Source organism: Rouxiella chamberiensis, from assembly GCF_026967475.1.
Classification (GTDB): domain Bacteria; phylum Pseudomonadota; class Gammaproteobacteria; order Enterobacterales; family Enterobacteriaceae; genus Rouxiella; species Rouxiella chamberiensis.
On sequence record NZ_CP114058.1, the window covers coordinates 3,510,351 to 3,535,110 of the forward strand.

A 24,760-nucleotide genomic window follows, 5' to 3' on the forward strand; every position below is an offset into this window, starting at 1 on the left:
ATTCGCGTACGGCTCGAGGAGGTTTACTGCTGTTATATACAGTATATTAGCCGAGATGGCTACCTGCGGATTATAGCAGCGTGGTGAGGGATGCCAATTGGTTGATCTCGATGTGGGGCAGCAATCGCGCATCGCGGGCCGTCATGAGATTGCCTTTGCGCAGGTTTATCCAGCACGCCTGCATGCCGCAGCGCAGGGATCCGGCGACGTCGGTCGTCAGATCATCGCCGACGTGAAGAATGCTGCCGAGCGGCACATCAAGGCGCTCGGCGGCGAGGTGATACATGTCGCTCCACGGCTTTGAGCGGCCATCCCGACCAGCCACCAGCGTGAACTGAAAATACTGTGACAGCCCGAAAAGCTCGGGATTGGCATTGCCGTTGGTTATCGCCACCAGCGGGAATTTTTTGCCAAGCGCCTCGAGCGTGTCGTGGGTTTCCTGCGGCACGTCGATGCGGCTGCGCCAGTGGGCGAAGTTCTGCATGGTGGCTTCGGCACCGGCTGCCGCTTCGGCTTCACTCAGGCCGCGACGCAGCATGGTGAGATGCAGCGCCTTGTGACGCCACGCGGTGACGTCGTGATAAATTTCGGCATCCTGTAGAAGCAATTCTGCCCGCACCGCGCGCCACTCTTCCGATTCGATATCGGCGGTCGCCGGATGATACTGCCGCAGAAACTGCATGGTTTCGGATTCGGTGCGGACGATGACCGGATAGTTGTCGTAAAGCGTGTCGTCGAGGTCGAACGTGATAGCCTCGATCTGCTGCAGGGGACGGTAAAACTTCATCAGGATTTTCCTCGTTTGGCGCGGGGATGCGCGGCATCGTAAACTGACGCCAGATGTTGGAAGTCGAGGTGGGTATAGATCTGCGTGGTCGACAGATTGGCATGACCCAGCAACTCCTGCACCGCACGCAGATCGCCGCTCGACTCCAGAACGTGGGTTGCAAACGAGTGGCGCAGCTTGTGAGGATGAATATGGCTGTTCACCCCCTGCTTGATGCCCCACTCGGCAAAACGTTTTTGCACGTTGCGGGTAGAAATTCTGCGACCCTGACTCGACAGAAACATCGCGTCGTCTTCCGGGCCGAACAGGTCGCGCAGCGCCAGCCAGTTTTCAAGCCAGGTAACGGCAGTACGGCCAATCGGCAACTTGCGTTCTTTGCTGCCCTTACCCATCACCCAGACTTCGCCGGAAGGTAAATCGACGTGACCGACGTTGATGCCTACCAGCTCGGAAAGACGCAGACCCGCGCCGTACATGACTTCCAGCATCGCGCGGTCGCGCACGGCCAGAGGATCGTTGAGGTCAATATCCAGCAGTTGGCCGACCTCGTCGACATCAATATTTTTCGGCAGATGGCGCGGCGCACGCGGAGTGGAAATCCCCTTTGCAGGATTGGCCTTCAACACGCCCTGAGACACCTGCCAGTCGAGAAAACTGCGCAGCGCCGACATCCGCAGCGCCAGACTCGACGCGCCCAGACCGGCACGCTTGCTGCGCGCCGCCAGCATTCTGACCTTCGCGGCATCAAGGTCGCGCCAGTCGGAAAGATGAATATCAAATGCCATGCCGATAAGCGCCTGCAACTGATGATGATAACTGCTCTGCGTCAGCGGACTGAGCTGACGTTCGACGCGCAGATAACGCAAAAAGGCGTCGACGGCGGGTTGCAGAGGCGAATCGACGGGGGTCATACGCGTTCTATCCAGCGCGAAATCAGGCCGGGCAACATGCGGGCAAGCTGGTCGAGCATCACGGTGCCCATGCCGGCCTGATAGTGCTGAGGATCTCGGCTGCTGAAAATCAGCATGCCCAGCTCGCCGTCGTCACCCATAAGGGAAAGCGCGACGGAGCCGACCGCCTTGGCCTGCGGAAGCACCAGCAACAGTTCGGGACCATTAAGGCTGCCGAGATAGTGCTGGGTGTCGCCAAGCCGCTGAATACGCAATGATTCAAAGGCGCTGCGGTTCAGCGCCAGATGGGTGAAATCGGATGGCGCGCCAATTCGCCAGCTCTCGCTGAACAGGCGGATATTGGCCCCGGCCAGTCCGAAGCCGCGCCCCCAGCGCTGAAGGCGATTGAGCATATCCTGCAAGCTCGTGGCATCGGCAAGCGTTGCCTGTAGCTCAATCAGACGCGCAAACAGGGTTTCGTTGAGGGTTGCCTGTTCCATCAAAAGCGTGATCTCTTCTTCGAGTTGCGCTATCTGATGGCGCTGACGACCCAGCTGCCATTCGACCAGTGAGGTGCTGCCTTTCACCGGATGCGGAACATGCAGCTGCTCGACGCTGCGGGCGTTTCGGATAAAGAAATCCGGATTTTGCAGAAGATACTGCATGACCAGCTCGTCATCGAGTTCGGTTACGCTTTCAATCTGGTCATCGAGATTGTTCATAGGTGAATGAATCCGTCATAAACATGAGTGGCGGGACCGGTCATATACAGCGGATGCCCCGGACCTTTCCAGCGAATGTCGAGGTTGCCTCCCGGCAGCTCTACCTGGACTTCTTCGGCAAGCAGGCCCTGCTGAATGCCAATCGCGACCGCAGCACAGGCGCCGCTGCCGCAGGCCTGTGTTTCGCCCGCGCCGCGCTCGTAAACCCGCAGCTTGACGCTGTGGGGCGCGAGTACCTGCATAAAGCCGACATTGACGCGCTCGGGAAAACGCTCGTGGCTTTCGAGCAGCGGGCCGAGTTGTTCAACGAGGGCCGTCGTAACATCTTCAACCTGCAACACGCAGTGGGGATTGCCCATGGAGACAACACCGCAAAGCACGGTGTGTTCCTCCGCCCGTAAAATATAGGTTTTTTCGGGTTTGGGGGCGCGAAACGGAATTTGCTGGGGTTCGAATATCGGCTCGCCCATATTCACCTGCACCAGCTCGTCTTCCGTTACGGTCAACGTCATGCGCCCGGTTCTGGGTGCTGACCTGAATGTCGCGCTTGTTGGTTAATCCCTTGATGCGCACGAAACGGGCGAAACAGCGCGCGCCGTTGCCGCACTGCATCACTTCGCTGCCGTCGGCGTTGAAGATGCGGTAATGGAAATCCAGTTCGGGATCGTAAGGCGGCTCGACGACCAGTAGCTGGTCAAAGCCGACGCCACGGTTACGATCGGAAAGTCGGCGGATCAATTCGGGAGAGAAGTAAACATTTTGGGTGACGGCGTCAACGACCATAAAGTCATTGCCCAATCCGTGCATTTTAGCGAACTGCATATCTTACTCCGCTTGACGTCTGACCATCGCCAGACGTAATGATCCTGTAGCCTGATGATTAGTACTGCGTTGTGCCGCTCTTTTGCGCGTTACGGTCGGGAGAAACGCCCGTCGTGGAGCCCGATTGTGCGTTGGTCACCACGACTTTTTTCGCGTCGGCCTTGTCGGCAGGCGGGAAATACAGCGGACCTTTCAATCCACAGCCGGAGAGCGCAAACAGGACCATCGAGGCCATTGACCAGCGGAGTGCGGTTTTCATATTCAGCGTTTTCATGTTGTTTGTTTTCATTTTAATCAGGATCTGCGATTCACCGTCCAAGCTCTCTATAATCGCAGGTGGATCATGAAAAGCAATAGGAATCGGTTATCAAAAACAGGGAACAACCGAGGCTGCATTCAGCGCAGAGGCGGTGGATCAGTGGATTTGAAACTGCTGCGCCAGACTGGCCGCGCCTGCGCCCACTTCGGGGGCTGGCGCACAGAGCGGAGACAGCACGTTGCTGCGGAAAGGGATCACCTGCGTACGGCCTTCCAGCGACACTATCTGGTAAAACTGCGGCAGATTGAAATTCACAAAGCTTGAGCCGTAGGTGAAACGGTCATGCGACGACGAATAGAAACGGCTGACGTCGCGAACCAGATCTTCCTTGCTGCCTTCGCAATGGTGATACACCTCGACGCGGTTCGACTCATCCAGAATATAGATGGTGAAGCCTTCGTCGCTGCTGGTTTCAAAGAAGAACTGAATGATGCCTTCGCTGGCATAGCCATCCACCACCGACGGCAGATGCACCTGCGACGTATCGACCTTCACCGAGCGGCCATGCAGCTTGTTATTGGAGATGGCCCCGTAAAATTCGATGGCGTTCTCGAGTTTCTGCACGGACACGCTCAGGCGTTCGAAGAACAGACCCCAGGTTTGCCCGGAGACTCTCACCGCCTTGAAACGACCCGGCTCGAGACGTTTGCTCGACAGGCGCAGTTCGATACATTCGGAAACCAGCTGCTGAATGCGGGTACGGATAAGTCCGCGCAGATGCTGGCTGTAGCAGAAAACTTCGACGGACTCCGGCGGCGCGGCATCCTGATGCATCTTGCCGAGAATGGTTTTCAGCGCTTCAAGCACCGCCTGTTCGCTGCTGAAATGCAGGGTACGCACTTCATTCCACGAGTTGCGATACAACAAGTCGATGCTGCCGACCAGACACTGCTGCTGTTCGCCAAAGCTGAAGACATCGAGTTTGCGGAAGTCAAAATGCACGACCTGATTACGAAACGCCGCGGTCGGATCGTGTTCGAGATTGACGATAATCGACAGATGGCGGATTTCGCAGGGGCTGTACAGCGCTTTTGGCGTCGGCGCAGGCAGGCGAATCGGGAAGTTGTGCGAAACATCGGCCACCAGCTCGCGCAGTTTGGCGATATCACACAGATTGCCGCTTTTGATGTGCAGACGCGTGGTCGGTGTCAGCAAACCGTTGAAATAGGCCCACGCGACCAGCTTGCTCAGGTAGCGGTTATATTCCAGCGGCTGATGGCTGATTATCGAGTCCATCGACGGCGACTGGTTGTAGAGATACCAGCCGGTGCGATTGGCACGGCCTACCGGCACATGAATAAAGGTAAGATCAGTTTCCGACAGGTCGGGCGAGATTTGCGGATTGACCAGCGTAACCTTGCCCGGCAGCGCTTCAAAGGCCGCGTACAGCTTGCGGGTCAGCACGCCGATATCCTGCGGACTGGCGCTGACGCTGAGATTGTTGCGGCGCGCAAAGCGAATCAGGTTGCGGTAGCTTTGCATCATTGCATCGAGCAGTTCGTTGTGCGCTTCGCGCACGCGCTCGATTTTCCAGTTGGCGCGGTTGTCAAGGATCGCCAGACGTTCTTCGCTCCAGCCCCACTCGCTGACCAGCTGGGTCAGGATTTCGCGACGCCAGCCCACGGACGCGCGTGCGCGCGACAGTTTCTCGCAGACTTTGAGATAGAAGCAGCGGCGCACGAGGTCGAGACGAGTGGTGTCTTCGATTTGAGTCAGGTAACGGGTGACGCGGTCCAGCATCATGCAATAGGCATCGAGTCCGAAGCAGACGATTTCGCCCTGGTGAAGACGCTGTTTGATGTCCATCGCCAGCAACTGGGTATTGGGGTATTCCCACGAATAGGCTTCGAGCAGCAGCGTTTTCAATACCGCCTTGTAAGGCGAATCGATACTTTTATATAGCTGCCACAGGCTGGCACCGAAATACTCTTCGGCAGACAGCGTGCTGAGGCCGCCGAGGTCGAGCCACTCGTTCGGCGTCAGCGCGCCCTGTGAATAGAGAGAGAGCACATACTCGTCGTAATGCGGCTCTTCTTCGCCGGGCACCATATTCCACAGAATACGCTTGCCCGCGAGGCGCACCGCCGTACGGTAAAATTCGTCGAGCAACAGGATGTGCTGGGTGGAACCGCAGTCCTCACCGCCCAGACTGCCGCTTTCATTATGACGGAAACGGTTTTCGTCGATCAGGAAGAAGCTGACTTCCACGCCCAGAGACGCGGCCCACTTTTCAAGCAGCAGGCATTTTTGCTGGAGTCGGTTGCGCTCTTCGTTGTCGAGCCAGGACTGGTGGCAGACCCAGATATCGAGATCGGAAGTCTGGCTTTGACCAATGGACGAGGTGCTGCCCATGGAATACACGCCGGTAATCGGCAATTCGCCTTCCACGGTGGGGTCAATCGGACGGCCGCCTTTTTCGACCAGATCGTCGAGCCAGGCTTGCTGGGATTCATCAGGCGTAAAGATGCAGACGCCGTGGGGCACTTTACCTTCAAGGTAGCCCGGCATCTGCGGATAATGATGATGTAACAAGACGGGCAACAGACTGTAGACCTGCTGGAAAGCGGGACCTTGAGCCACAACGGCGCGATCAACGCGTAGCTGATTTATTGCATCCAATCTTTGCTTTAATGTCTCGATGTAGAGGTACAAGACGATTCGCCTGATTTTCAGTGTCTGGAAACAACCCCGTTTCCCTCTTCGCCGGTAGTTTTTAAAAAAACTTTAATTTATGTTAAGTAATTGGCGAAATTTTGCTGGAAACGTGATCAATTTAACACCTTGCCGTTTGACGGTAAAGGAAGTAACGCACCACAATTACTGTTGCGTCTTTATACATTTTACTTCCTTATCCGTCACGCCACAAATTTCCCTGTTTACCCGCACTAACTCCCCTGAACGCTGACACCTTTACTCTGTAGGTGATAGGATGGTCCGCGAAATTAAAAAAAACGGTAACAAGCATGTTAGACAAAATCATTCGGATTGCCACCCGTCAGAGCCCGCTCGCTCTGTGGCAGGCACAATTTGTTCAGAGTCGACTTAAAGCCTTCCACCCCGATTTACAGGTGGAACTGGTGCCGATGGTCACCAAGGGTGACATCATCCTCGACACACCGCTCGCCAAAGTGGGCGGTAAAGGTCTGTTCGTGAAAGAACTTGAACTGGCCATGCTTGAAGGCCGTGCCGATATCGCGGTTCACTCGATGAAAGACGTGCCGGTCGAGTTCCCCGAAGGTCTCGGGCTGGTCACCATCTGTGAACGCGAAGACCCGCGCGACGCTTTTGTGTCCAATGACTTTGCCAGCCTCGACGACCTGCCGCAGGGCAGCATTGTCGGCACCTCGAGCCTGCGTCGTCAGTGTCAGCTGCGCGAACAGCGCCCTGACCTGATTATCCGCGATTTGCGCGGCAATGTCGGCACCCGCCTGGCAAAATTAGATAAAGGCGATTATCACGCCATTATTCTGGCCTGCGCCGGACTGAAACGTCTGGGGCTGGAATCCCGTATCCGCACGGCGCTGTCGCCGGAAGCCTGCCTTCCTGCCGTCGGTCAGGGCGCTGTAGGGATCGAATGCCGTCTTGACGATACCCGAACCCGCGAACTGCTGGCCCCGCTGGCGCATCGCGAAACCACCCTGCGCGTGCTCGCCGAGCGTGCAATGAATACCCGTCTTGAAGGCGGCTGTCAGGTTCCTATCGGCAGTTACGCCGAACTGGAAGGCGATACGCTGTGGCTGCGTGCGCTCGTGGGCGCACCGGATGGGAGCCAGATGGTACGCGGCGAGCGTCGCGGGCCGACGTCCGACGCCGAAAGCATGGGCATCAGCCTGGCAGAAGAGTTGCTGGAAGCCGGTGCGCGCGAAATCCTGCAGGAAGTCTATCAGGGTAATCTGCCGCGATGACCATTCTGGTGACCCGTCCCTCTCCTTCCGGAGAACAGCTTGTTGCCCGGCTTCGCACGCTGGGCAGGGTCGCCTATCACTCTCCTTTAATCGAGTTTGCTCCCGGCAACCAGCTTGCCGAGCTGCCGGGCAAGCTCGCAGCCCTCATGCCCCAGGATCTGGTTTTCGTGCTTTCACAGCACGCCGTGAAGTATGCCGACCGCGCACTGGTGCAGCAGGGCCAACACTGGCCTGATTTTGTAAGCTATTATGCTATAGGTAGAACCACCGGTTTGCTGATGCATAAAGCAAACAGCCTGCCGATAATCTATCCGCAGGACGGTGAAACCAGCGAGACGCTGCTGACGCTTTCGGCGTTGCAACCGCAGGCCATCAAAGGGCGTCAAGCCCTGATCCTGCGCGGCAACGGCGGTCGCGAGCTGCTGGCCGACACGCTAAGGGAGCGCGGTGTTGACGTGAGCTATTGCGAATGTTACCGACGCAGCCCGCTTTATTATGACGGCAGTGAGCAGAGCTCCAGCTGGCAGCGCGCCGGAATTAATACTCTGGTGGTCACCAGCGGAGAAATGTTACAACAGTTATATACGTTAGTTCCTGATTACTATCGAACAAGCTGGCTTTTGAGCTGCACGTTGGTGGTAGTGAGCGAACGTTTGGCGACCCTGGCCCGTCAACTTGGCTGGCATACGATTAGGGTCGCAGAAAACGCAGATAATGATGCGCTGATCCGTGCATTAAAATAACCTGACTAAGGGATGTGCCCAGATGACGGAACAAAAAAATCCTTCCGCAGAGCTTGAAAAACAAGACCTTGCGGTTGAGAGCCCCCAACAGCCAGATGCTGCTCCTCGTGAAACCGTACCCAGGGAAAAACGTACGGGACCCGTGCTGGGTGCTATCGCCATTGTGCTGGTGATTGCGCTGGGCGTAGGTGTTTACTATCACGGACACAAACAGGCCCAGGCGGATACCGCCACCAATGAAGCTTTGCAGGCCCAGCTTGCCGAGCTGAAAAACAGCCAGTCCCGGGACAAGCAGCAGATAGACACCCTTCTCGGCCAGCAGGACAAATCGTTGCAGGAAGCCTCGCGTCAGCAGGCCTCTTTCAGCCGTCAGCTGAGCGAGTTGCAGGACAAGGTTGCCAGCATTTCCGGCAGCGATGCCAAAACGTGGATGCTGTCGCAGGCTGATTTCCTGGTCAAACTGGCCGGAAGAAAACTGTGGAGCGATCAAGACGTTACTACCGCAGCGGCCTTGCTTAAAAGCGCCGATGCAAGTCTGGCCGACATGAATGACCCGAGTCTGATTGACGTTCGCAAGGCCATCAACGAAGACGTGGGCAGCCTCTCTGCGGTCACGCAGGTCGATTTCGACGGCATTATTCTGAAAGTGAACCAGTTGTCCAACCAGGTCGATAACCTGCGTCTGGCGGATAACGACACGGACGATTCGCCGATGGACAGCGACAGCACCGAGCTTTCCGGTTCCTGACCGAATGGCGTCAGAATCTCAGCAAGAGCTGGCATAACTTTATGACGGATTTCATTACCATCCGCCGCCGTGATACCAGCGCCGAACCGCTGCTGGCACCTAATCAGGACGTGTATCTGCGCGAAAACATCCGCTCGCGTCTGCTGGTTGCCGCACAGGCCGTGCCGCGCCATCAGAACGAAATCTACAAACAGTCGCTTGAAACCGTCTCGACCTGGGTTCGCGCCTATTTCGATACCACCGATCCTGCTACCAAGGCTTTCCTGAACGATCTGGATAACCTGAGCCAGCAGTCTGTCTCGATGGATGTGCCTGATCAGCTGAAAAGCCAGCCGATGCTTGAAAAACTGATGCAGACGCGCGTGCGTAACCTGCTCCAGCAGCCCGCCGCCGCGACTACCGCCAAACAGGGGGAATAACGCATGCTACGTGTTCTCATACTGTTTCTGATTGTTATCGCCGGGATTGTCGTGGGGCCGATGCTGGCCGGCCATCAAGGCTATGTGCTGATTCAGACGGACAACTACAACATCGAAACCAGCGTGACCGGTCTGGTCATCATGGCAATCCTGATGTTTGTGGTGCTGTTTTTCATCGAATGGCTGCTGCGCCGTCTGTTCCGTACCGGCGCACGCACGCGGGGCTGGTTTGTGGGTCGCAAGCGGTCCAAGGCGCGTAAGCAAACCCAACGCGCGATGATAAAGCTTGCCGAAGGCGACCATCGTCAGATGGAAAAACTGCTGGCGCGCAATGCCGACCACGCCGAGCAGCCGATGGTGAACTACCTGCTGGCCGCCGAAGCCGCTTCCCAGCGTGGCGACGAGATCCGCACCAATCAGTATCTCGAGCGTGCTGCCGAGCTGGCCGATACCGATCAGCTGCCGGTAGATATCACCCGCGTGCGCATTCAGCTGGCACAGGGCGAAATCCACGCGGCGCGCCATGGCGTTGATCGTCTGATTGCCCTGTCGCCGCGTCATCCCGAAATACTGCGTCTGGCCGAACCAGGCTTATATGCGCACGGGTGCCTATGCCTCGCTGATGGAAATTCTGCCGTCGATGGCGAAAGCCGATATCTATGACGAAGAGCAGCTGCAACTGATTCAGGAGCAGGCGTACGTCGGCATGATGAATCAGCTGATGTCGGAAGAAGGCAGTGAAGGTCTGAAGCGCTGGTGGAAAAACCAGAGTCGCAAGACGCGCCACGAGCCTGCACTGCAAGTGGCGATGGCCGCGCATCTGATTCAGTGCAACGACCATGATTTGGCACAGGACGTGATCCTCGACGGTCTTAAACGTCATTATGACGAGCGTCTGGTGGCGATGATGCCGAAACTGCGTTCGGGTAATCCTGAACAGCTGGAGAAGTTCCTGCGTAACGCCATCAAGCAAAATGGCGCGACGCCGTTGCTGAACAGCACGCTCGGACAGCTTCTGTTGAAGCACGGCGAATGGTTGCAGGCGAGCGAAGCGTTCAAGGATGCATTGAAACAGCGCCCCGATGCCTACGATTATGCGTGGCTGGCCGATGCGCTCGATAAACTGCACAAACCTGCCGAAGCCGCAGAGATGCGTCATCAAGGCCTGATGCTGACTATCAACAACAGCGCCGATCAATAGCGTTTTTAGGTTGTCGCTCAACGGCTCGCTTAGGCGGGCCGTTTTTTTTGGCAGTCGATAATAAACCGGTCGGCAAACGACAGGCAAAAAAAACACTTGCCGGAGAGACAAGTGTGAAAACAATCAGGTCTTTGACAACAGGGGTAGTGTCACACTCAACGTATTGCCTGCTGGGTGATAACCGCGGGGTTATCGTTCAGATAGACAGGAGACACTGTAATTTGGCTCTGCATCATTCCCAGGTTTATGAAGCTACGCAATCATAAGAGGGTGGAATGAGCATCTACGAAAGAGGTATTGCACGCCGCGTGCCAAACTGCATCTAGAAGGGAATTTTTATCACCCATGCAATCTATCCTATTGAATAATAGAGATTAATTATAAAATTTATTTGAGCGTGGTCGATAGGCGGTGCTAACTGGCTGTAAGAAAAGGCGTTTTAGCGGTAAAACCTGTCGTCGGGCAGTGACAGTATTTTTGCTTTTAATTTAATGACTTTATATATCAGTCATTTAAATGTCGCTTTATGGCGACAGCGTCTCAGGAGAAAAGAGACAGAACAGGCAGAGGTGTAGCGGAAAGACAAAAACAAAAAAGCCCCGCATTTCTGCAGGGCTCTTTATTTGAATTGGTCGGCGAGAGAGGATTCGAACCTCCGACCCACTGGTCCCAAACCAGTTGCGCTACCAAGCTGCGCTACTCGCCGATGTACTGCTTTATTCTTTACTATGACAACCTGTATTACGGATAACGTGGTACAGCGCTGTTAAAGTTTTGTGTGGTGCGAAGAGAGGGACTTGAACCCTCACGTCCGTAAGAACACTAACACCTGAAGCTAGCGCGTCTACCAATTCCGCCACCTTCGCACTGTCACAAACTTTACGCTTTACTACTCACACATTCTTCATTGAGGAAGAAGTGGGGTGGCTAATGGGACTCGAACCCACGACAACTGGAATCACAATCCAGGGCTCTACCAACTGAGCTATAGCCACCATTGTATCTTTACTTCACGTCCGAAACTAACACCGCAACTCTTTGCGCAAAACCAACCGAGGTCAATGGTGCGCCCGACAGGATTCGAACCTGAGACCTCTGCCTCCGGAGGGCAGCGCTCTATCCAGCTGAGCTACGGGCGCTTAGCGCCGTTGCGGGAGGGATACTACGGCCAAACCGCTATACTGTCTAGTGCTTTTTTTGAAAAAGTTTCGTTTGATTACGATTTGTTCATTGCGCACTAAAAGTAAGCATTTCAGCCTCCCTCCCCGCTTTTTTACCGTAAAAGTCGTTATCGGCTTTTACGGTTCATGCCGAGCGCCAGATAAATCAGCGACACGGCGGCAATAAATACTGCGCCAACCATTAAAGAAACGCGTGTATCCGGGTTAATCGCCATGCCAACCAGCACACAAAGCAGGAAAGCCAGCGTCAGATAGTTGGTATAAGGGAACAGAATCGATTTAAACGGATGGCTCTTCAACGCATCGCGATGCGCTTCACGGAAACGCAGCTGACTGACCAGCACCACAAACCACGGCACCATGCCCGGCAGCACACTGGCGCTGTAGACATACACGAACACCTGTTCCGGATTCGGGATCAGGTAATTCAGGCCCGAACCGACCAGCAGACAGATAATCGTCACCGCAATGCCGTAAACCGGTACGCCGCTCTTCGAGACTTTCGACAGGAAAGCCGGTAACTGACGATTTTGCGACAAGGCATAAAGCATACGGCCACAGCTGTACATGCCGCTGTTGCAGCCGGAAAGCGCGGCGGTCAGTACCACGAAGTTGATGATACCGGCGGCGGCGGTTATTCCGACCTTGGCGAAGGTCAATACGAACGGGCTGCCGTGGGTGCCCATCTCGTTCCACGGGAAAATGGTGATGACAACAAAGATGGCGCCGACGTAGAAAATCAGGATACGCCACAGGATGTTGTTGATGGCACGTTTGAGGGTAACCTGCGGGTTTTTGGCTTCACCGGCAGTAATACCGACCAGCTCGACGCCCTGATAGGAGGCCACCACAATACAGAGCGCAAACAGGAAGCCCTTCCAGCCGCCTGCGAAGAAACCGCCATGTACCGTGAGATTGTCAAAGCCGATAGCCTGACCATGATTGCCGAAGCCGAAGAAGATAACCGCAAGCCCCACGACGATCATCACGATAATGGTGGTGATTTTGATAAGCGCGAACCAGAACTCCATTTCGCCGTACAGCTTGACCGCCGCCAGATTGGCCGCCGCCACGATGGCAACTGCCGCCAGTGCCGGGATCCACTGTGGCAAATCGGGGAACCAGAACTGCGCATAAACGCCGATGGCAGTTATCTCGGAGATGCCGACGGCAATCCACATGAACCAGTAGCCCCAGGCGGTCAGATAGCCGAAGTAAGGCCCCAGATATTTATGGGCATAGACGGCAAAGGAGCCGGCAACCGGTTCGAGGTGCAGCATTTCGCCCATCGAACGCATGATGAAAAACACAAACACGCCAGCCAGAATATAGGCCAGTAACACTGAAGGCCCTGCCCATTTGAGCGTACTCGCTGCCCCCATAAACAACCCCACACCGATAGTGCCGCCGAGGGCTATCAACTCGATGTGACGGGCTTCCAACCCTCTATGAAGCCCTTGCTTCTCTTCGCTACTCGCCATAAATCCTCTGTTTCTCGAATGTTGTGTTTGCTCTTTTTCCGGGTGGTCCGGACTATTATTGTTATTTCCCAAGGTCAGGGCAGATAAAAACGGCGGTATGGTTCCGTATTTTGCAGTCAGTTGCAAACAGGATTGTACAAATTAGCGGGGCAGGTCGAATTTGCAGCGAAGTGTGGCCAAGCGGGAGGCGGGGGCCTCGCAAAAAGCGGGGCCACCGGGAAAGCAGGATTTTATAACCGACGCGCGTAGTAATAGTAAACGAAGCGGAGAAGCTTGAGCTGGCGCGGTAGGCGGCTGGGTTGAGTCAGCAGTCGATAGAGCCACTCGAGGCCCAGCTTTTGCCAGCCTTTTGGCGCACGCTTTACGGCACCGATAAAGACGTCGTAGGTGCCGCCCACGCCCATATAAAGCGCATCGGGATAAATCCTTCGGCAGTCGCGCATCAGAATTTCCTGACGCGGCGATCCCATGGCGACCGTCACTATCTTCGCGCCGCTGGCCTTGATGCGCTCAAACAGCGCCTCGCGTTCGGCGGGAGTAAAGTAACCGTTCTGGCTGCCGACAATATTGACGTTCCAGCGTGTGCGCAGCGTGTCCTGCGTCTTTGACAGCACGTCCTGACGACCGCCAATCAGGAAAACGGGAGTACCAAGCTGGCCCGCGCGGTGCATCAGGGCTTCCCACAGATCCGCGCCCGGCACGCGCTCAATCTGGGCACCGGGATATTTGCGGCGAATCGAGGCCACCATGCTGACGCCGTCGGCGTACTTGTAATCGGCTTCCCTGATAAGCGCGCGCAGCTGGGCATCACGCTCGGTCGCCAGCACTTTCTCGGCATTAATGGCGACCAGCGTCCCTTTTCTCACCCCTTTTTCCGAAAGCAGATGATCGCGAAACTGCGTAATGTCGCGAAATCCCCACAGATCGATATCGCGAATACGATATTTGGGAATGGAAGAGGCGAGTGAGTTCGAATTCATTATTATCCTTTTTCGCGCATGAGGGGCACGGAGGCTGGCACAGCCTTTCCGTCGGCGACCCGTCCGGTGCGCACTCTTATCAATCCAGCCGAATCAAACAGCCAATACAGCAGCTTGGCGGCGACCAGGCAAAGGCCGAAAACGACGGCGAAAAATATGACGCGCGAGAAGAAAGAGTCCACTCCCTCGCGAGCCAAAACAATCATATTGAATACCGCGCCGAAACAAAAGCTCTGCAAAATGGCCGCCTTGTACGGGTTGGCATTGTTTTTACCCAGCGCGTAGATCCAGTCGAACCATTTGATGATAAGCCCGACCGCCACTGCCCCCAGCGGAATAAACGCTGCGCCGCCCATGACCACCAGAGAGCCTATCAGCGTGGGCGAAATCGCCAGACCCGAATGGTTGTCCAGCACGTCCCAGGTAAAGTAGTTGCCGGTATTCAGTACCGCCGACGGCCTGCCGTGCCACAGCCAGCTCGGAATAAACACGTAGAAATCACGCACGATAGGCATCAGGCCCTGAAAATGAATCTTGTCGTAGTTTTGCAGGAGCAGCGCCAGATTCTCCCACGGCGAGAAGGTGTCACGCGTCAGATACAGGAAGGTATAAAACGCTTCCGGCCCGCTCACGTCGAGGTTATAGCGCTTGAGCGCCAGCCAGAACATGCCGACCACCGCCATGACACCGGCCATCAGCAGCATCCACAGCGTGATCCAGCCACGAATGATGCCGATAAACAGGAACAGCGCCACCGCGATAATGATATTGGCGCGCGTGCCGCCGACAATCACATAGGTCAGCAGCCCGAACGCGAAAGTGCTCGCCAGAAACAGCAGCCAGTGACGGCCGGTCTGCTTGAGGAAATACACCACCAGCATCGCCGGAATAAAGAAATAGAAGAAACGCTTGAGCGCCACGCCTGACACATTGCTGGAGAAAATCTGGCTGTAGGACGTCAGCTTGAACAGCAGGAAGCCGTTGTGGGCAAAGAAAATCCCGAGGGTGACAAACGCCACCAGCGCCATCAGAATCCAGGTCAGATTGGTTTCCACCCGATTCATGGTGAAGACTTCGCGCACAGGCCCGTCACGCGGCTTGCGCAGTCGCGTTTTATACACCACGTAATAGATGGCGTAGAAACAGGTCGCCGACAGCAGGGCCTGCAACAGATAAGGCACCGGCACCACGGTCACGTTGAAATCGAACACCAGCAGGCTGGTCAGCGGGAATCCGAAATAAAAAGTCAGCAGATACAGCACCGAAAAAAACAGGTTGAAACTAAAGCGCACCCGACGAAACTCGAGATAGGTCAGGGTCAGGATAAACAGCAGCGAAAACCCGTAGACGAGGCTCAGACCGCCCCACTCAGCCAGCGTCATGACGAAGCTCCTGCGGCGATGTCCAGCGCCTGCACCCAGCCCTGAATATAATTCGGGTTAAAGAAGGCTATCTTCTGGCGGTCGGCGGTCAGCAACTGACGACGCGCTTCGGCGAGCGTCGCGGCATCCAGGGCATCGTCGGTGAACAGCACCGGCAGATTCTGCTCGGCCATATCCTGCCAGAACGGATTCTTGCGACTCAGCACAAACGGCACGCCAAACTGAATCAGCAGGCAAAGCGTACCAATCCCCTGCTGGCGTTCGAAAATAAAGTAACCGAGCGAGCAGGTTTTCAGCATCTGCAAATAGTCGGCAAAGCCCATGGACTCGGTCAGCAGCGCGATATTTTCGGCAGGAAACAGAGACAGCGCTTCGCGGCGCACCTGCTCGATATAGGTCTGATTATTGGCGGGATAGCCCATCGGGATAACCAGCTGGATATCGGGTCCCCATTGTTTATGCAACGCATGCAGCGCCTCAAGATGCAGATTGCTCGGGTCACCGGAGTTGCCGACCAGCACGCGAGGCAGCCCTTCGGGCGCAGGCGTGTCGGCGGGCAGCGTGAGTGCCGGGTCCATTCGGGTCGGAAAATACAGCAGCGAGGCCGGTACGCGCGGGTGCCGTTGACGGTAATAACTCAGGTCGCCACGGGTCGCAAAAACATGCCCGAGACGCCCCTGCGCTCTTCGCCGCAGCAGATAAAACATTCTGAATTTCAGACGGGTGGAGGTCTCGTAAAGGTCCGCGCCCCAAACGTGCCAGCAAACCTGATGCGGCTTGATTTTACCGCTGATAAGCGCCAGCCACAGCAGCGGATTGAACTGGCCGTGAAAGAAGAAGCGGCACTGCCTGTCGGCCTGCGCCCTGGCGATAACCGCCTGCGCCAGCGATGTCTTGTCGCCGTGCACGTCGATATCGAGCGACGTAAATTCGGCGCACGATGCCGCATCGCGACTGGCGACCATGAAATGTTGCGCCCTTTCCCGTGGGACGTGCGTCAGCAGCACGTCATTGAAGAAGCGCAGCACGGTTAAATTATGGTGCGGGATATCAGATCCCAAAACGTGAATCAGCGTTGTCATGCTCGTCTACGATAGATAACAAAAAAGGTACAGCACAGCGCAAAATAGAGAATGTAGGTAGCCATGTAGGCCTGCGCGGCACCAAGGGCGCCATGCATCGGGATTAGCCAATGCGAGAAAAGCGTCAGCAGCGAAAACTGGCTGATTTCGGTTAGCAGATAAAACCGCAGCGACGCCTTGGCAATCACCAGATAACCAAAGATATAGGCGCTGACTTTTAACACATCTCCCACCAGTTGCCAGGCAAAAAGATCGCGCATGGCCGTAAATTGGGAGGAAAACAGTAGCCAGATGGCAAAATCGCGCAGCAACCAGACGCTAAAGCTCACCGCCGCCACTACCGGCATCACAAACTTCAGCGCCTTGAGAATTTCGCGGCTGATTTCCGCCTTGCTCTTCAAGCGCGCCAGCGTCGGCAGTAAATAGACGCTGAACGAGGCGGTAATAAATTGCAGATAGGCATCCGAAATACTGCTCACGCCCTGCCAGATCCCGACCGCCTGCCAGCCATCGTGCTCGGCCAGCAGATTACGCATCATCACGTAGGCCACCGGCAGTGTCACGGAAGTTATCAACGCCATGACGGTGAACTTGGCAAAGTGCCGCACGAGGGCGCGGTCCCAGGCGGGCTTCAAGAAATCGAGCGTAAACGCGCGGCGGCGCAGCAACATGATGGCCGCAGGAATCACGACCAGCGCAGGCACCAGCGCAAAACCCGTCAGTGCGCCCCGATAACCGCCCAGCGTAAAGCACAGCCAATAGGCCAGCAGCCCGACGAGACTGCCGCCGATGACCGCCAGCGCATTGCCCTGCGCATCGCGATACCCTTTGAGAATCGCCTGGAACAGGTTGGCGTAGGCGATGCCCATTTGAATCAGCGCGACGGCCCGCACCACCGATTGATAGTCAGGATGACCAAACAGCGCCACGCTGACCGGTTCGGCGGCAAACAGAAAAACCAGCGCCAGCAGGGTCGAGAAGCCGAGTACGAGTGCCGAGGCGGTTCCCAGCACAGCCTTGAGGCGCTCGGGATCCTGCTGATGCTCGGCAACGTATTTGGTCACGCCGTTGTAGATACCTGCGCCGGACAGCACGCCGAGTACGGTAATCAGCTGGCGGAAATTCCCCGCCTGTCCGACGCCGCTCGGGCCAAAGGCCACGGCCAGCAGTTTAATGACAATCAGGCCGGCACCGATTTTAATCAGCGTCGACCCGGCGGTCCACAGAGAAGCTTTTGCAAGAGACATATCAGGCGAAGAAACTCCGCAGCGTAGAGATAACCGCCTGTTGCATGACGTTGCTCATGTTGTAGAACCAGCGGCAGGCGCACCAGTTTGCTGCTCTCTTGCGTGGTGAAGACGTCTTCGCCGCAGAAATAGCCGAACTTTTTGCCCGCCGTGGAAGAGTGCAGCGGAATGTAATGGAAGACGGTCAGGATTTCGGCCTCTTTCATATAGTCGATTAACGCATCGCGCTGTTCGCTGCTGTTGAACTTGATATAAAACATATGGGCGTTGTGCACGCAGCCGGGCGCAATTGTCGGCAGCACCAGCTCGCCTTTGTCTTCCAGCGGTTTGAGGGCGCGATGGTAGGCGTTCCACAATTCGAGGCGACGCTGGTTGATTTTTTCCGCGGCTTCAAGCTGGGCCCAGAGATAGGCGGCCTGCAAATCGGCCATCAGGTAGCTCGAGCCAATGTCACGCCAGGTGTATTTGTCTACCTGACCCCGGAAGAACTGGCTGCGGTTGGTGCCTTTCTCGCGGATAATTTCTGCGCGTTCGACCAGTGCCTGGGAGTTAATCAGCGTTGCTCCACCCTCGCCACCGGCGGTGTAGTTTTTGGTTTCATGGAAACTGAAACAGCCGATATGACCTATCGTGCCGAGCGCGCGGCCTTTATAGGTCGACATGACGCCCTGCGCCGCATCTTCAATCACAAACAGCTTATGTTTGTCGGCCAGCGCCATGATGGTGTCCATCTCGCAGGCCACGCCCGCATAATGCACCGGCACGATGGCCTTCGTCTTGTCGGTAATCGCCGCTTCAATCAGTGTTTCGTCGATGTTCATGGTATCCGGCCGGATATCGACGAACACGATGGTCGCGCCGCGCAGTACAAACGCGTTGGCGGTCGAGACGAAGGTATAGCTCGGCATGATCACTTCATCACCAGGCTTGATGTCCAGCAGAATGGCGGCCATCTCAAGCGACGCGGTACAGGAAGGCGTCAGCAGCACTTTCGGGCAGTTGAAGTTTTTTCCAGCCATTGCTGGCAGCGACGGGTAAAACCGCCGTCGCCACAGAGTTTGCCACTGCCCATTGCGGCCTGAATATAGTCAAGCTCGGTGCCAACGACAGGAGGAGAGTTAAATGGGATCATAAAGTTACCTGTACAGCCAATAGGCTGAATGAGACAGAATGCCGCCGCTGGCGCGATAAAGATTCAATGCCGCCATGTTGCCCGTTTGCGTTGCGACTTTCAGCTGGCTGAAACCTTGCGCGATGCACCAGCTTTTGGCCGCATTGAGCAGTTGTCGGCCAATGCCACGGCCCGTCATCTGCGGCTGAACGGCCAGCAGACCGATACGGGCAACGCCGGGTTCGATACCGCGCAGCGTTACAAATCCAGACAGTTGACCATCTTGCGTGTTCAGGGTTAAACAGTGGGTATCGAAGGTGCCGAGAATGGCTTTTTCGGCCCACAGCGCATAGAAACGGCCAGAATCATGGCGTTCATACCACGGCGCACGAAACCGGCTGAGCTGAAAGGCGCTGCCAGCAAGCTGCCTTACTGCCGCAATGTCGGCCTCGGAAGCCCGTCGATAATCGACGTCGTTCCGGGCGTTTTCATGCAGGGTCAGCGTAAAGTCGATTTCGCCTTCCACCAACCGGAAGCCAAGGGCGTAGAGCGCGTCCAGCGTGTCGCTTTCATCGGCCTGAACCTTGGCCTGCACCAGAGGATATCGGCTCAACGCTTCGCGCGTCAGAGTCGGTCCGGCCAAATCAAGGGTCAGTTTAGCGCTCGGTCGGGAGAAAAAATCGCTTTCCCACTGCAAATAGTCAACTCGCCCGCGGATAAGTGTGTCGTTCATTTTTCCTCCACGTCCAATATCGTGCTGTTATGGACCTAGCGCCACACACCTTTGGTGTCGACGACCCAACGCTGCGTAATCTGCTGGCCTGCTCTCTGCCTGAATGCGCTGTGATCGACCAGCATCACCAGCACGTCGGCCTTCTCGAGCGCCGTGTCCAGTGTCTTGAGCGTGGCCTTGTTTTCCAGCGCGGCAGGCAGGTGCTCGACATGCGGCTCGACGGCCCAGGTTTCACCCGCGTGCCAGTCGGCGATAAGCGCGGCGACGTGAACCGCCGGGCTTTCGCGCAGGTCATCGATATCCGGTTTGAACGCCAGCCCGAAACAGGCAATGTTAACGTCGGCGGCGCGTTTGCCGGTCGCGGTCAGGCAATCGGCGACCGCCGCCTTGACCTTGTCGACCACCCAGAACGGCTTGCCGTCATTCACTTCACGCGCAGTTTGAATAAGGCGCGCGAGATCAGGATGCTGAGACACAATAAACCACGGATCGACGGCGATACAGTGTCCGCCGACGCCCGGCCCCGGTTGCAGGATATTCACGCGCGGATGGCGGTTGGCGAGGCGAATCAGCTCCCAGACGTTAATCCCCTGCGCATCGCAAATCAGCGACAGTTCGTTGGCAAAGGCGATATTGACGTCGCGGAAGCTGTTTTCGGTGAGCTTGCACATCTCCGCCGTGCGGCTGTTGGTCACCACACATTCACCCTGCAGGAAAATATTGTACAGGTCGCTGGCGCGCTGCGAACACTGTTCGGTCATGCCGCCAATCACGCGGTCGTTCTTGATAAGCTCGACCATCACCTTGCCCGGCAACACGCGCTCGGGACAATAGGCGACATTGATGTCGGGCGCGACCGCGTCCTGATGTGGAAAACGCAGATCGGGGCGCAGATCGGCCAGCCACTGCGCCATCTGCTCCGTTGCGCCAACCGGCGAGGTCGATTCGAGAATGATTAGGTCGCCCTTTTTCAGCACCGGAGCCAGCGAGGTGACGGCTTTCTGCACGTAAGTCATGTCCGGCTGATGACCGTCCTTGAACGGCGTCGGCACGGCAATAAGAAAGGCATCGGCGGGCTGTGGCGCTGTCACGGCGGTAAGAAAACCGGCCTCTACCGCCTGTTTCACCAGCGTGTCCAGCTCCGGCTCGACGATATGCACGCCGCCGCGATTGATGATATCGACCGCGCGCTGATTGATATCGACGCCAATGACCTTTTTCTGGCGTGACGCAAAGGCCGCCGCCGTGGGCAGACCGATGTAGCCCAGTCCGATGACGGAAAGGGTGGCAAACGGCGTATGTTGTTCGGAAGTCGTGGTTACGGTCATGATTTTGCTCAAGTATTCTTCAATGCACTCAAGATGCGGCAACAGGCGTGGCCGTCACCGTAAGGGTTGTGCGCCCGTGTCATGGCGTGATACGCCTCGGCGTCGTTAAGCAGTCGGGAAACTTCACCGACGATGGCGGCGGTATCGGTGCCGACCAGTTTGACGGTGCCGGCTGCGACGGCTTCCGGCCTTTCGGTGGTATCGCGCATCACCAGCACCGGTTTGCCGAGCGACGGCGCCTCTTCCTGTATTCCGCCGGAATCGGTCAGAATCAGATAGGCTTTATCCATCAGATAAACGAAAGGTAGATAGTCCTGCGGTTCAATCAGGATGACGTTGTCTATTCCCTGCAAAATACGGTTTACCGGCTCCCGCACCTGCGGATTGAGGTGAACCGGATAGAGGATCTGCACGTCGTCGTGACGCGTGGCAATTTCGGCCAGCGCGCCGCAAATGCGCTCGAACCCGCCGCCAAAACTCTCGCGACGGTGGCCGGTGACCAGAATCAGCTTTTTGTCGGGGCGAATAAAATGATAGCGACGGGCGATGTCGGCATTGAGTTCGGGCGAGGCCTGAAGCAGATTGCGCACCCACAGCAACGCATCGATGACCGTATTGCCGGTGACGGTGACGCGGGTTTCATCCACGCCTTCGCGCAGCAGATTGCTGCGGGAGATGTCGGTCGGCGCAAAATGCCATTTTGCGAGATGCCCGGTCAGACGGCGATTGCCCTCTTCCGGCCACGGCGACAGCAGATCGCCGGTGCGCAGCCCCGCCTCGACGTGACCAATCGGGATCTGCTGATAGAACGCGGCAAGGCTTGCCGACAGCGCCGTGGTGGTGTCGCCGTGAACCAGCACGACATCGGGCCTGAAGTCTTCGAGCACCGGTTGCAGACCCAGCAGGATACGGCTGGTGATTTCACTCAGCCCCTGGCCGGGTTGCATGATATTGAGGTCATAATCCGGCTTGATAGCGAAAAGATGCAATACCTGATCCAGCATTTCGCGATGCTGGGCAGTCACACAGACTTTTGATTCAAAGGCATCATCCTGAGCCAAAGCATGTACCAGGGGTGCCATTTTTATTGCTTCCGGCCTGGTACCGAAAATCGTTAATACTTTCACAGAGGCACTCTCTTTTAACAGGCGCCTTGTCAGAGACGCATGGCTTTTTATTTTATTTTATGACGCGACGCGGCGACGGGCCAGAGCAACGCCTGCACCCAGTAATCCCCGACAATGCCCCACATTACCATCAGCAATGCACGGCGAGGACTGTCGCGACTTACCGGCTCTTCCGGCGTGCGGAGATAGCGGTAGGTCTGGAATTTGGCGTTCAAAACCGGCCCCACATTAAGCGTAGCCAACATCGCTTTATTCTGATCGTAATCGATGTCAAAACTCGGACCGGAAGCCTGCAGCAGCTTGAGACGGGCCTGCAACATCGGCGTGCCGAGCAGGAACATGTCGGCATCGGGCAGACGGTCTGGCGTGGCATCGGTAATGCTATGGTCGATATTCTGCTGCTGGGCGATGGTCAGCGCCTGACGGGTATTGTTCAGCTCGCGGTTATAGATTGCGGTAGCCACCGCTTCCTGACGTTTTACCTGCGCCTTCATCGACTGCGCACGCGCGGCCCATGCACCCTGAATTTCATCATAGAGATGCGCCGATGCGCGCTCGCTCGCGAAATCGACATACTGACGCAGCAGCTGATTGGCGTCGGCGGCGGTTTCGGCGGTCAGTTTCACGCTGTCGTTCGGCAGCTTCTTGTCGTCACGCGGCGTGAACTGGATACCGGCTATCAGCTTGTCGAGCAGCACGGCATCGGCCGCGGCATCGCCTTGCTTGCGCTGTACGTAATAAGGATTATTCAGCCAGAAGTCGCGGCGAGTGTCATAGGCTGCCAGCTGCATGACGAATTCGCTGTAGGCATCGTCCGAGATAGAGGCCTGATCGCCTGCGGGCGTGAAGGTATTTTTGGCATCAAGATTGCGCAGGAACTGCTCCTGGGAGAAATAGGACGCCAGATTGTTTACCGTAGGCTTGTCCGTGACCGCCGTCGTACTCCACGCCTGCTTCATCAACAGCGAAATCAGCAGGGCAACGAGGGCAAAACCTGCCGCCAGTCCGATAATCCACAGCTTGCCCTGCCACAGCGTGCGGCAAAGCCCGCGAATATCCAGCTCGTTATCAAGGGCGAGCTCTTTCCTTGTCGTCGTCTCTGACTTCATCGTTCCCACCAACTTTTCATTAATTGTCGAAATAACCGGGTGAATCTTTCACTCGAACGGACACGCCCTCAGGCAGCCGGTCGACGCAGTCTTCGTTTGATTCGCTTGAGCAGACGCGCCACACGCCAGGCACGTTTGATACAGTAGCCGTACAGCATGAAGGCAAGAAGGAACAGCCCCAGCATCAGCCACTCGGGTAGGCCGAGATGATCGCCTATCACGCCGATCGAGGCCAGTACGGCCGCGGCGAGTGTGATAAGCAGGAAAGCCTGACGCGAGGTGAAACCGGCGCGCATAATCAAATGGTGTATATGCTGACGATCGGCGGTAAACGGGCTCATGCCCTTGCGCAAACGGCGATACATGATGGCAATCATGTCCATCAACGGAATGGCGATAAGCCACAGCGCGGTCACGGGAGTCATCGGCGGATGGAACGAGGTGCGTGACGTCTGGGTGCATTGCAGCAGGATCCAGATCACGGTAAAGCCGATAAGCGTACTGCCCGCGTCGCCCATGAAGACTTTGAAGCGGCGGCCAAAAACGCCAAGGTTGAGCATGATGTAGGGAATGATGGCGGCTATCATGGCGAAACACCACAGCGCCAGCGAGTCGTTGCCGGAATAGAGCATCACAACGCCCATCGAGCCGAAGGTCACGCAGGACAACCCGCCCAGCAGGCCGTCGATGCCGTCGACCATATTGAAGGCATTGATGGCGGCCCACACCGCAAACAGGGTGACCAGATAGCCGAACGGACCCAGCACCATCTGCCACGGACCGATAATGCGCCCGAGGTCATGCAGCACCATATCCCCGTAAACCATCATCAATACGGCGACCAGCGCCTGAACGCAGGCGCGAATTTTTACGCTGATATCGAATTTATCGTCCAGCGCGCCCACCAGCACCAGTAAACCGGCACAGCCGAGATAGAGAAATTTATGCGGGATTTGGGGATTGCTGGTCAGAAAGGCGAAGCACACGCCGACATAAACAGAAATGCCGCCCACCAAGGGGATCAATCCTTGATGACGTTTACGGAAATCCGGTTTATCAACTAATCCAATTTTCTTGGCAATTTTTCTCGCCAAAAATAAAAAGAGAAATGAAAACAAGAAGACAACGACAAGTTCAGTACTCATATTGAGTAAATTCACAGTTAAAACGTCTCTGCATTAATGGTAAAACTGCACGACTGTTCGGGCAGCGTGGTCGTGAATCTGGCAACAGCCATTACCACCTTGCGGTATAAATGCCATATCCTATGATGACGATTCGAATTTATAGTAGCTTTAATCGATGATGTCGAAACGTCCTTCCTGCCCGCCATTGCACAGCGACAAAATAATGAATGTTGCCAACACTGACTATCCGGCGTTATCTGATTGTGAGTTGAATGAGGCAGTATCACTACACATCGTAGCGACCAAAAGCAAAAAA

At 56.2% G+C, this 24,760-nt stretch carries 16 protein-coding genes, 4 tRNA genes and 5 pseudogenes; 4 read left to right on the top strand and 21 right to left on the bottom strand.

Annotated features, from left to right (window positions below):
• Positions 1–70: 70 nt before the first annotated feature.
• The 6 genes and pseudogenes from yigB to O1V66_RS16305 all read right to left on the bottom strand — a co-directional run bounded on the left by yigB (position 71) and on the right by O1V66_RS16305 (position 6,192).
• The gene (gene yigB, locus O1V66_RS16280; RefSeq protein ID WP_045049777.1) at positions 71–787 is read right to left on the bottom strand and encodes a 5-amino-6-(5-phospho-D-ribitylamino)uracil phosphatase YigB; all 717 of its coding nucleotides are present in this window, start codon (positions 785–787) and stop codon (positions 71–73) included.
• Positions 787–1,698: a tyrosine recombinase XerC gene (gene xerC / locus O1V66_RS16285; protein WP_045049778.1), complete on the bottom strand. Its 912-nt coding sequence runs from the start codon at positions 1,696–1,698 to the stop codon at positions 787–789. Before xerC ends, yigB begins: the two co-directional genes overlap by 1 nt.
• On the bottom strand, positions 1,695–2,399 hold the full coding sequence (locus O1V66_RS16290) for a DUF484 domain-containing protein (protein ID WP_045049779.1): 705 nt from the start codon (positions 2,397–2,399) through the stop codon (positions 1,695–1,697). The genes xerC and O1V66_RS16290 overlap by 4 nt, the downstream gene beginning before the upstream one ends.
• Positions 2,396–3,221: pseudogene (gene dapF / locus O1V66_RS16295) on the bottom strand (diaminopimelate epimerase). Before dapF ends, O1V66_RS16290 begins: the two are co-directional and overlap by 4 nt.
• Positions 3,222–3,279: 58 nt before the next feature.
• Complete coding sequence (gene lptM, locus O1V66_RS21800) at positions 3,280–3,480, bottom strand: LPS translocon maturation chaperone LptM (protein ID WP_045049818.1); 201 nt, start codon at positions 3,478–3,480, stop codon at positions 3,280–3,282.
• 156 nt (positions 3,481–3,636) lie between these two features.
• Positions 3,637–6,192 carry a class I adenylate cyclase gene (locus tag O1V66_RS16305; protein WP_045049781.1) on the bottom strand — a complete coding sequence of 852 codons (2,556 nt, stop codon included), beginning with the start codon at positions 6,190–6,192 and terminating at the stop codon, positions 3,637–3,639.
• A gap of 311 nt (positions 6,193–6,503) precedes the next feature.
• Between O1V66_RS16305 and hemC the strand changes: the two genes are divergently transcribed.
• The 4 genes and pseudogenes from hemC (at position 6,504) to hemY (ending at position 10,556) form a co-directional block, all read left to right on the top strand.
• A complete protein-coding gene (hemC, locus tag O1V66_RS16310; protein ID WP_045049782.1) occupies positions 6,504–7,445 on the top strand; it encodes a hydroxymethylbilane synthase in 942 nt (313 codons plus the stop codon).
• Positions 7,442–8,188, top strand: a complete 747-nt coding sequence (hemD, locus tag O1V66_RS16315; protein WP_045049783.1) for a uroporphyrinogen-III synthase — start codon at positions 7,442–7,444, stop codon at positions 8,186–8,188. Before hemC ends, hemD begins: the two co-directional genes overlap by 4 nt.
• Positions 8,189–8,210: 22 nt before the next feature.
• A pseudogene (gene hemX, locus O1V66_RS16320) lies at positions 8,211–9,355 on the top strand (uroporphyrinogen-III C-methyltransferase).
• Positions 9,356–9,358: 3 nt separating this feature from the next.
• Positions 9,359–10,556, top strand: a pseudogene (gene hemY, locus O1V66_RS16325) (protoheme IX biogenesis protein HemY).
• A 629-nt stretch (positions 10,557–11,185) separates the two neighbouring features.
• Here hemY and O1V66_RS16330 read toward each other — a convergent pair.
• The 15 genes and pseudogenes from O1V66_RS16330 to wecA all read right to left on the bottom strand — a co-directional run bounded on the left by O1V66_RS16330 (position 11,186) and on the right by wecA (position 24,477).
• A tRNA-Pro gene (locus O1V66_RS16330) sits at positions 11,186–11,262 on the bottom strand.
• A gap of 73 nt (positions 11,263–11,335) precedes the next feature.
• Positions 11,336–11,422 (bottom strand) — tRNA-Leu (locus O1V66_RS16335).
• 53 nt (positions 11,423–11,475) lie between these two features.
• Positions 11,476–11,551 (bottom strand) — tRNA-His (locus O1V66_RS16340).
• Positions 11,552–11,618: 67 nt separating this feature from the next.
• A tRNA-Arg gene (locus O1V66_RS16345) sits at positions 11,619–11,695 on the bottom strand.
• A gap of 149 nt (positions 11,696–11,844) precedes the next feature.
• On the bottom strand, positions 11,845–13,218 hold the full coding sequence (gene thrP / locus O1V66_RS16350; RefSeq protein ID WP_045049786.1) for a bifunctional threonine/serine APC transporter ThrP: 1,374 nt from the start codon (positions 13,216–13,218) through the stop codon (positions 11,845–11,847).
• A 230-nt stretch (positions 13,219–13,448) separates the two neighbouring features.
• Complete coding sequence (gene wecG / locus O1V66_RS16355) at positions 13,449–14,198, bottom strand: lipopolysaccharide N-acetylmannosaminouronosyltransferase (RefSeq protein ID WP_045049787.1); 750 nt, start codon at positions 14,196–14,198, stop codon at positions 13,449–13,451.
• A gap of 2 nt (positions 14,199–14,200) precedes the next feature.
• A complete protein-coding gene (gene wzyE / locus O1V66_RS16360) occupies positions 14,201–15,580 on the bottom strand; it encodes an ECA oligosaccharide polymerase (RefSeq protein WP_045049788.1) in 1,380 nt (459 codons plus the stop codon).
• On the bottom strand, positions 15,577–16,662 hold the full coding sequence (locus tag O1V66_RS16365; RefSeq protein ID WP_045049789.1) for a TDP-N-acetylfucosamine:lipid II N-acetylfucosaminyltransferase: 1,086 nt from the start codon (positions 16,660–16,662) through the stop codon (positions 15,577–15,579). The genes wzyE and O1V66_RS16365 overlap by 4 nt, the downstream gene beginning before the upstream one ends.
• Positions 16,659–17,909: a lipid III flippase WzxE gene (gene wzxE, locus O1V66_RS16370; protein WP_045049790.1), complete on the bottom strand. Its 1,251-nt coding sequence runs from the start codon at positions 17,907–17,909 to the stop codon at positions 16,659–16,661. Before wzxE ends, O1V66_RS16365 begins: the two co-directional genes overlap by 4 nt.
• A 1-nt stretch (position 17,910) precedes the next feature.
• Positions 17,911–19,041 (bottom strand): annotated as a pseudogene (gene rffA, locus O1V66_RS16375) (dTDP-4-amino-4,6-dideoxygalactose transaminase).
• A 4-nt stretch (positions 19,042–19,045) separates the two neighbouring features.
• Entirely contained in the window at positions 19,046–19,753 is a 708-nt protein-coding gene (gene rffC / locus O1V66_RS16380) for a dTDP-4-amino-4,6-dideoxy-D-galactose acyltransferase (RefSeq protein WP_045049792.1), read from the bottom strand.
• A 35-nt stretch (positions 19,754–19,788) separates the two neighbouring features.
• The gene (wecC, locus tag O1V66_RS16385; protein WP_045049819.1) at positions 19,789–21,081 is read right to left on the bottom strand and encodes a UDP-N-acetyl-D-mannosamine dehydrogenase; all 1,293 of its coding nucleotides are present in this window, start codon (positions 21,079–21,081) and stop codon (positions 19,789–19,791) included.
• Positions 21,082–21,089: 8 nt separating this feature from the next.
• The gene (gene wecB, locus O1V66_RS16390) at positions 21,090–22,208 is read right to left on the bottom strand and encodes a non-hydrolyzing UDP-N-acetylglucosamine 2-epimerase (protein WP_045049793.1); all 1,119 of its coding nucleotides are present in this window, start codon (positions 22,206–22,208) and stop codon (positions 21,090–21,092) included.
• 57 nt (positions 22,209–22,265) lie between these two features.
• Positions 22,266–23,317 (bottom strand): annotated as a pseudogene (gene wzzE / locus O1V66_RS16395) (ECA polysaccharide chain length modulation protein).
• Positions 23,318–23,385: 68 nt separating this feature from the next.
• Positions 23,386–24,477: a UDP-N-acetylglucosamine--undecaprenyl-phosphate N-acetylglucosaminephosphotransferase gene (gene wecA / locus O1V66_RS16400; RefSeq protein WP_045049795.1), complete on the bottom strand. Its 1,092-nt coding sequence runs from the start codon at positions 24,475–24,477 to the stop codon at positions 23,386–23,388.
• Positions 24,478–24,760: the final 283 nt, after the last annotated feature.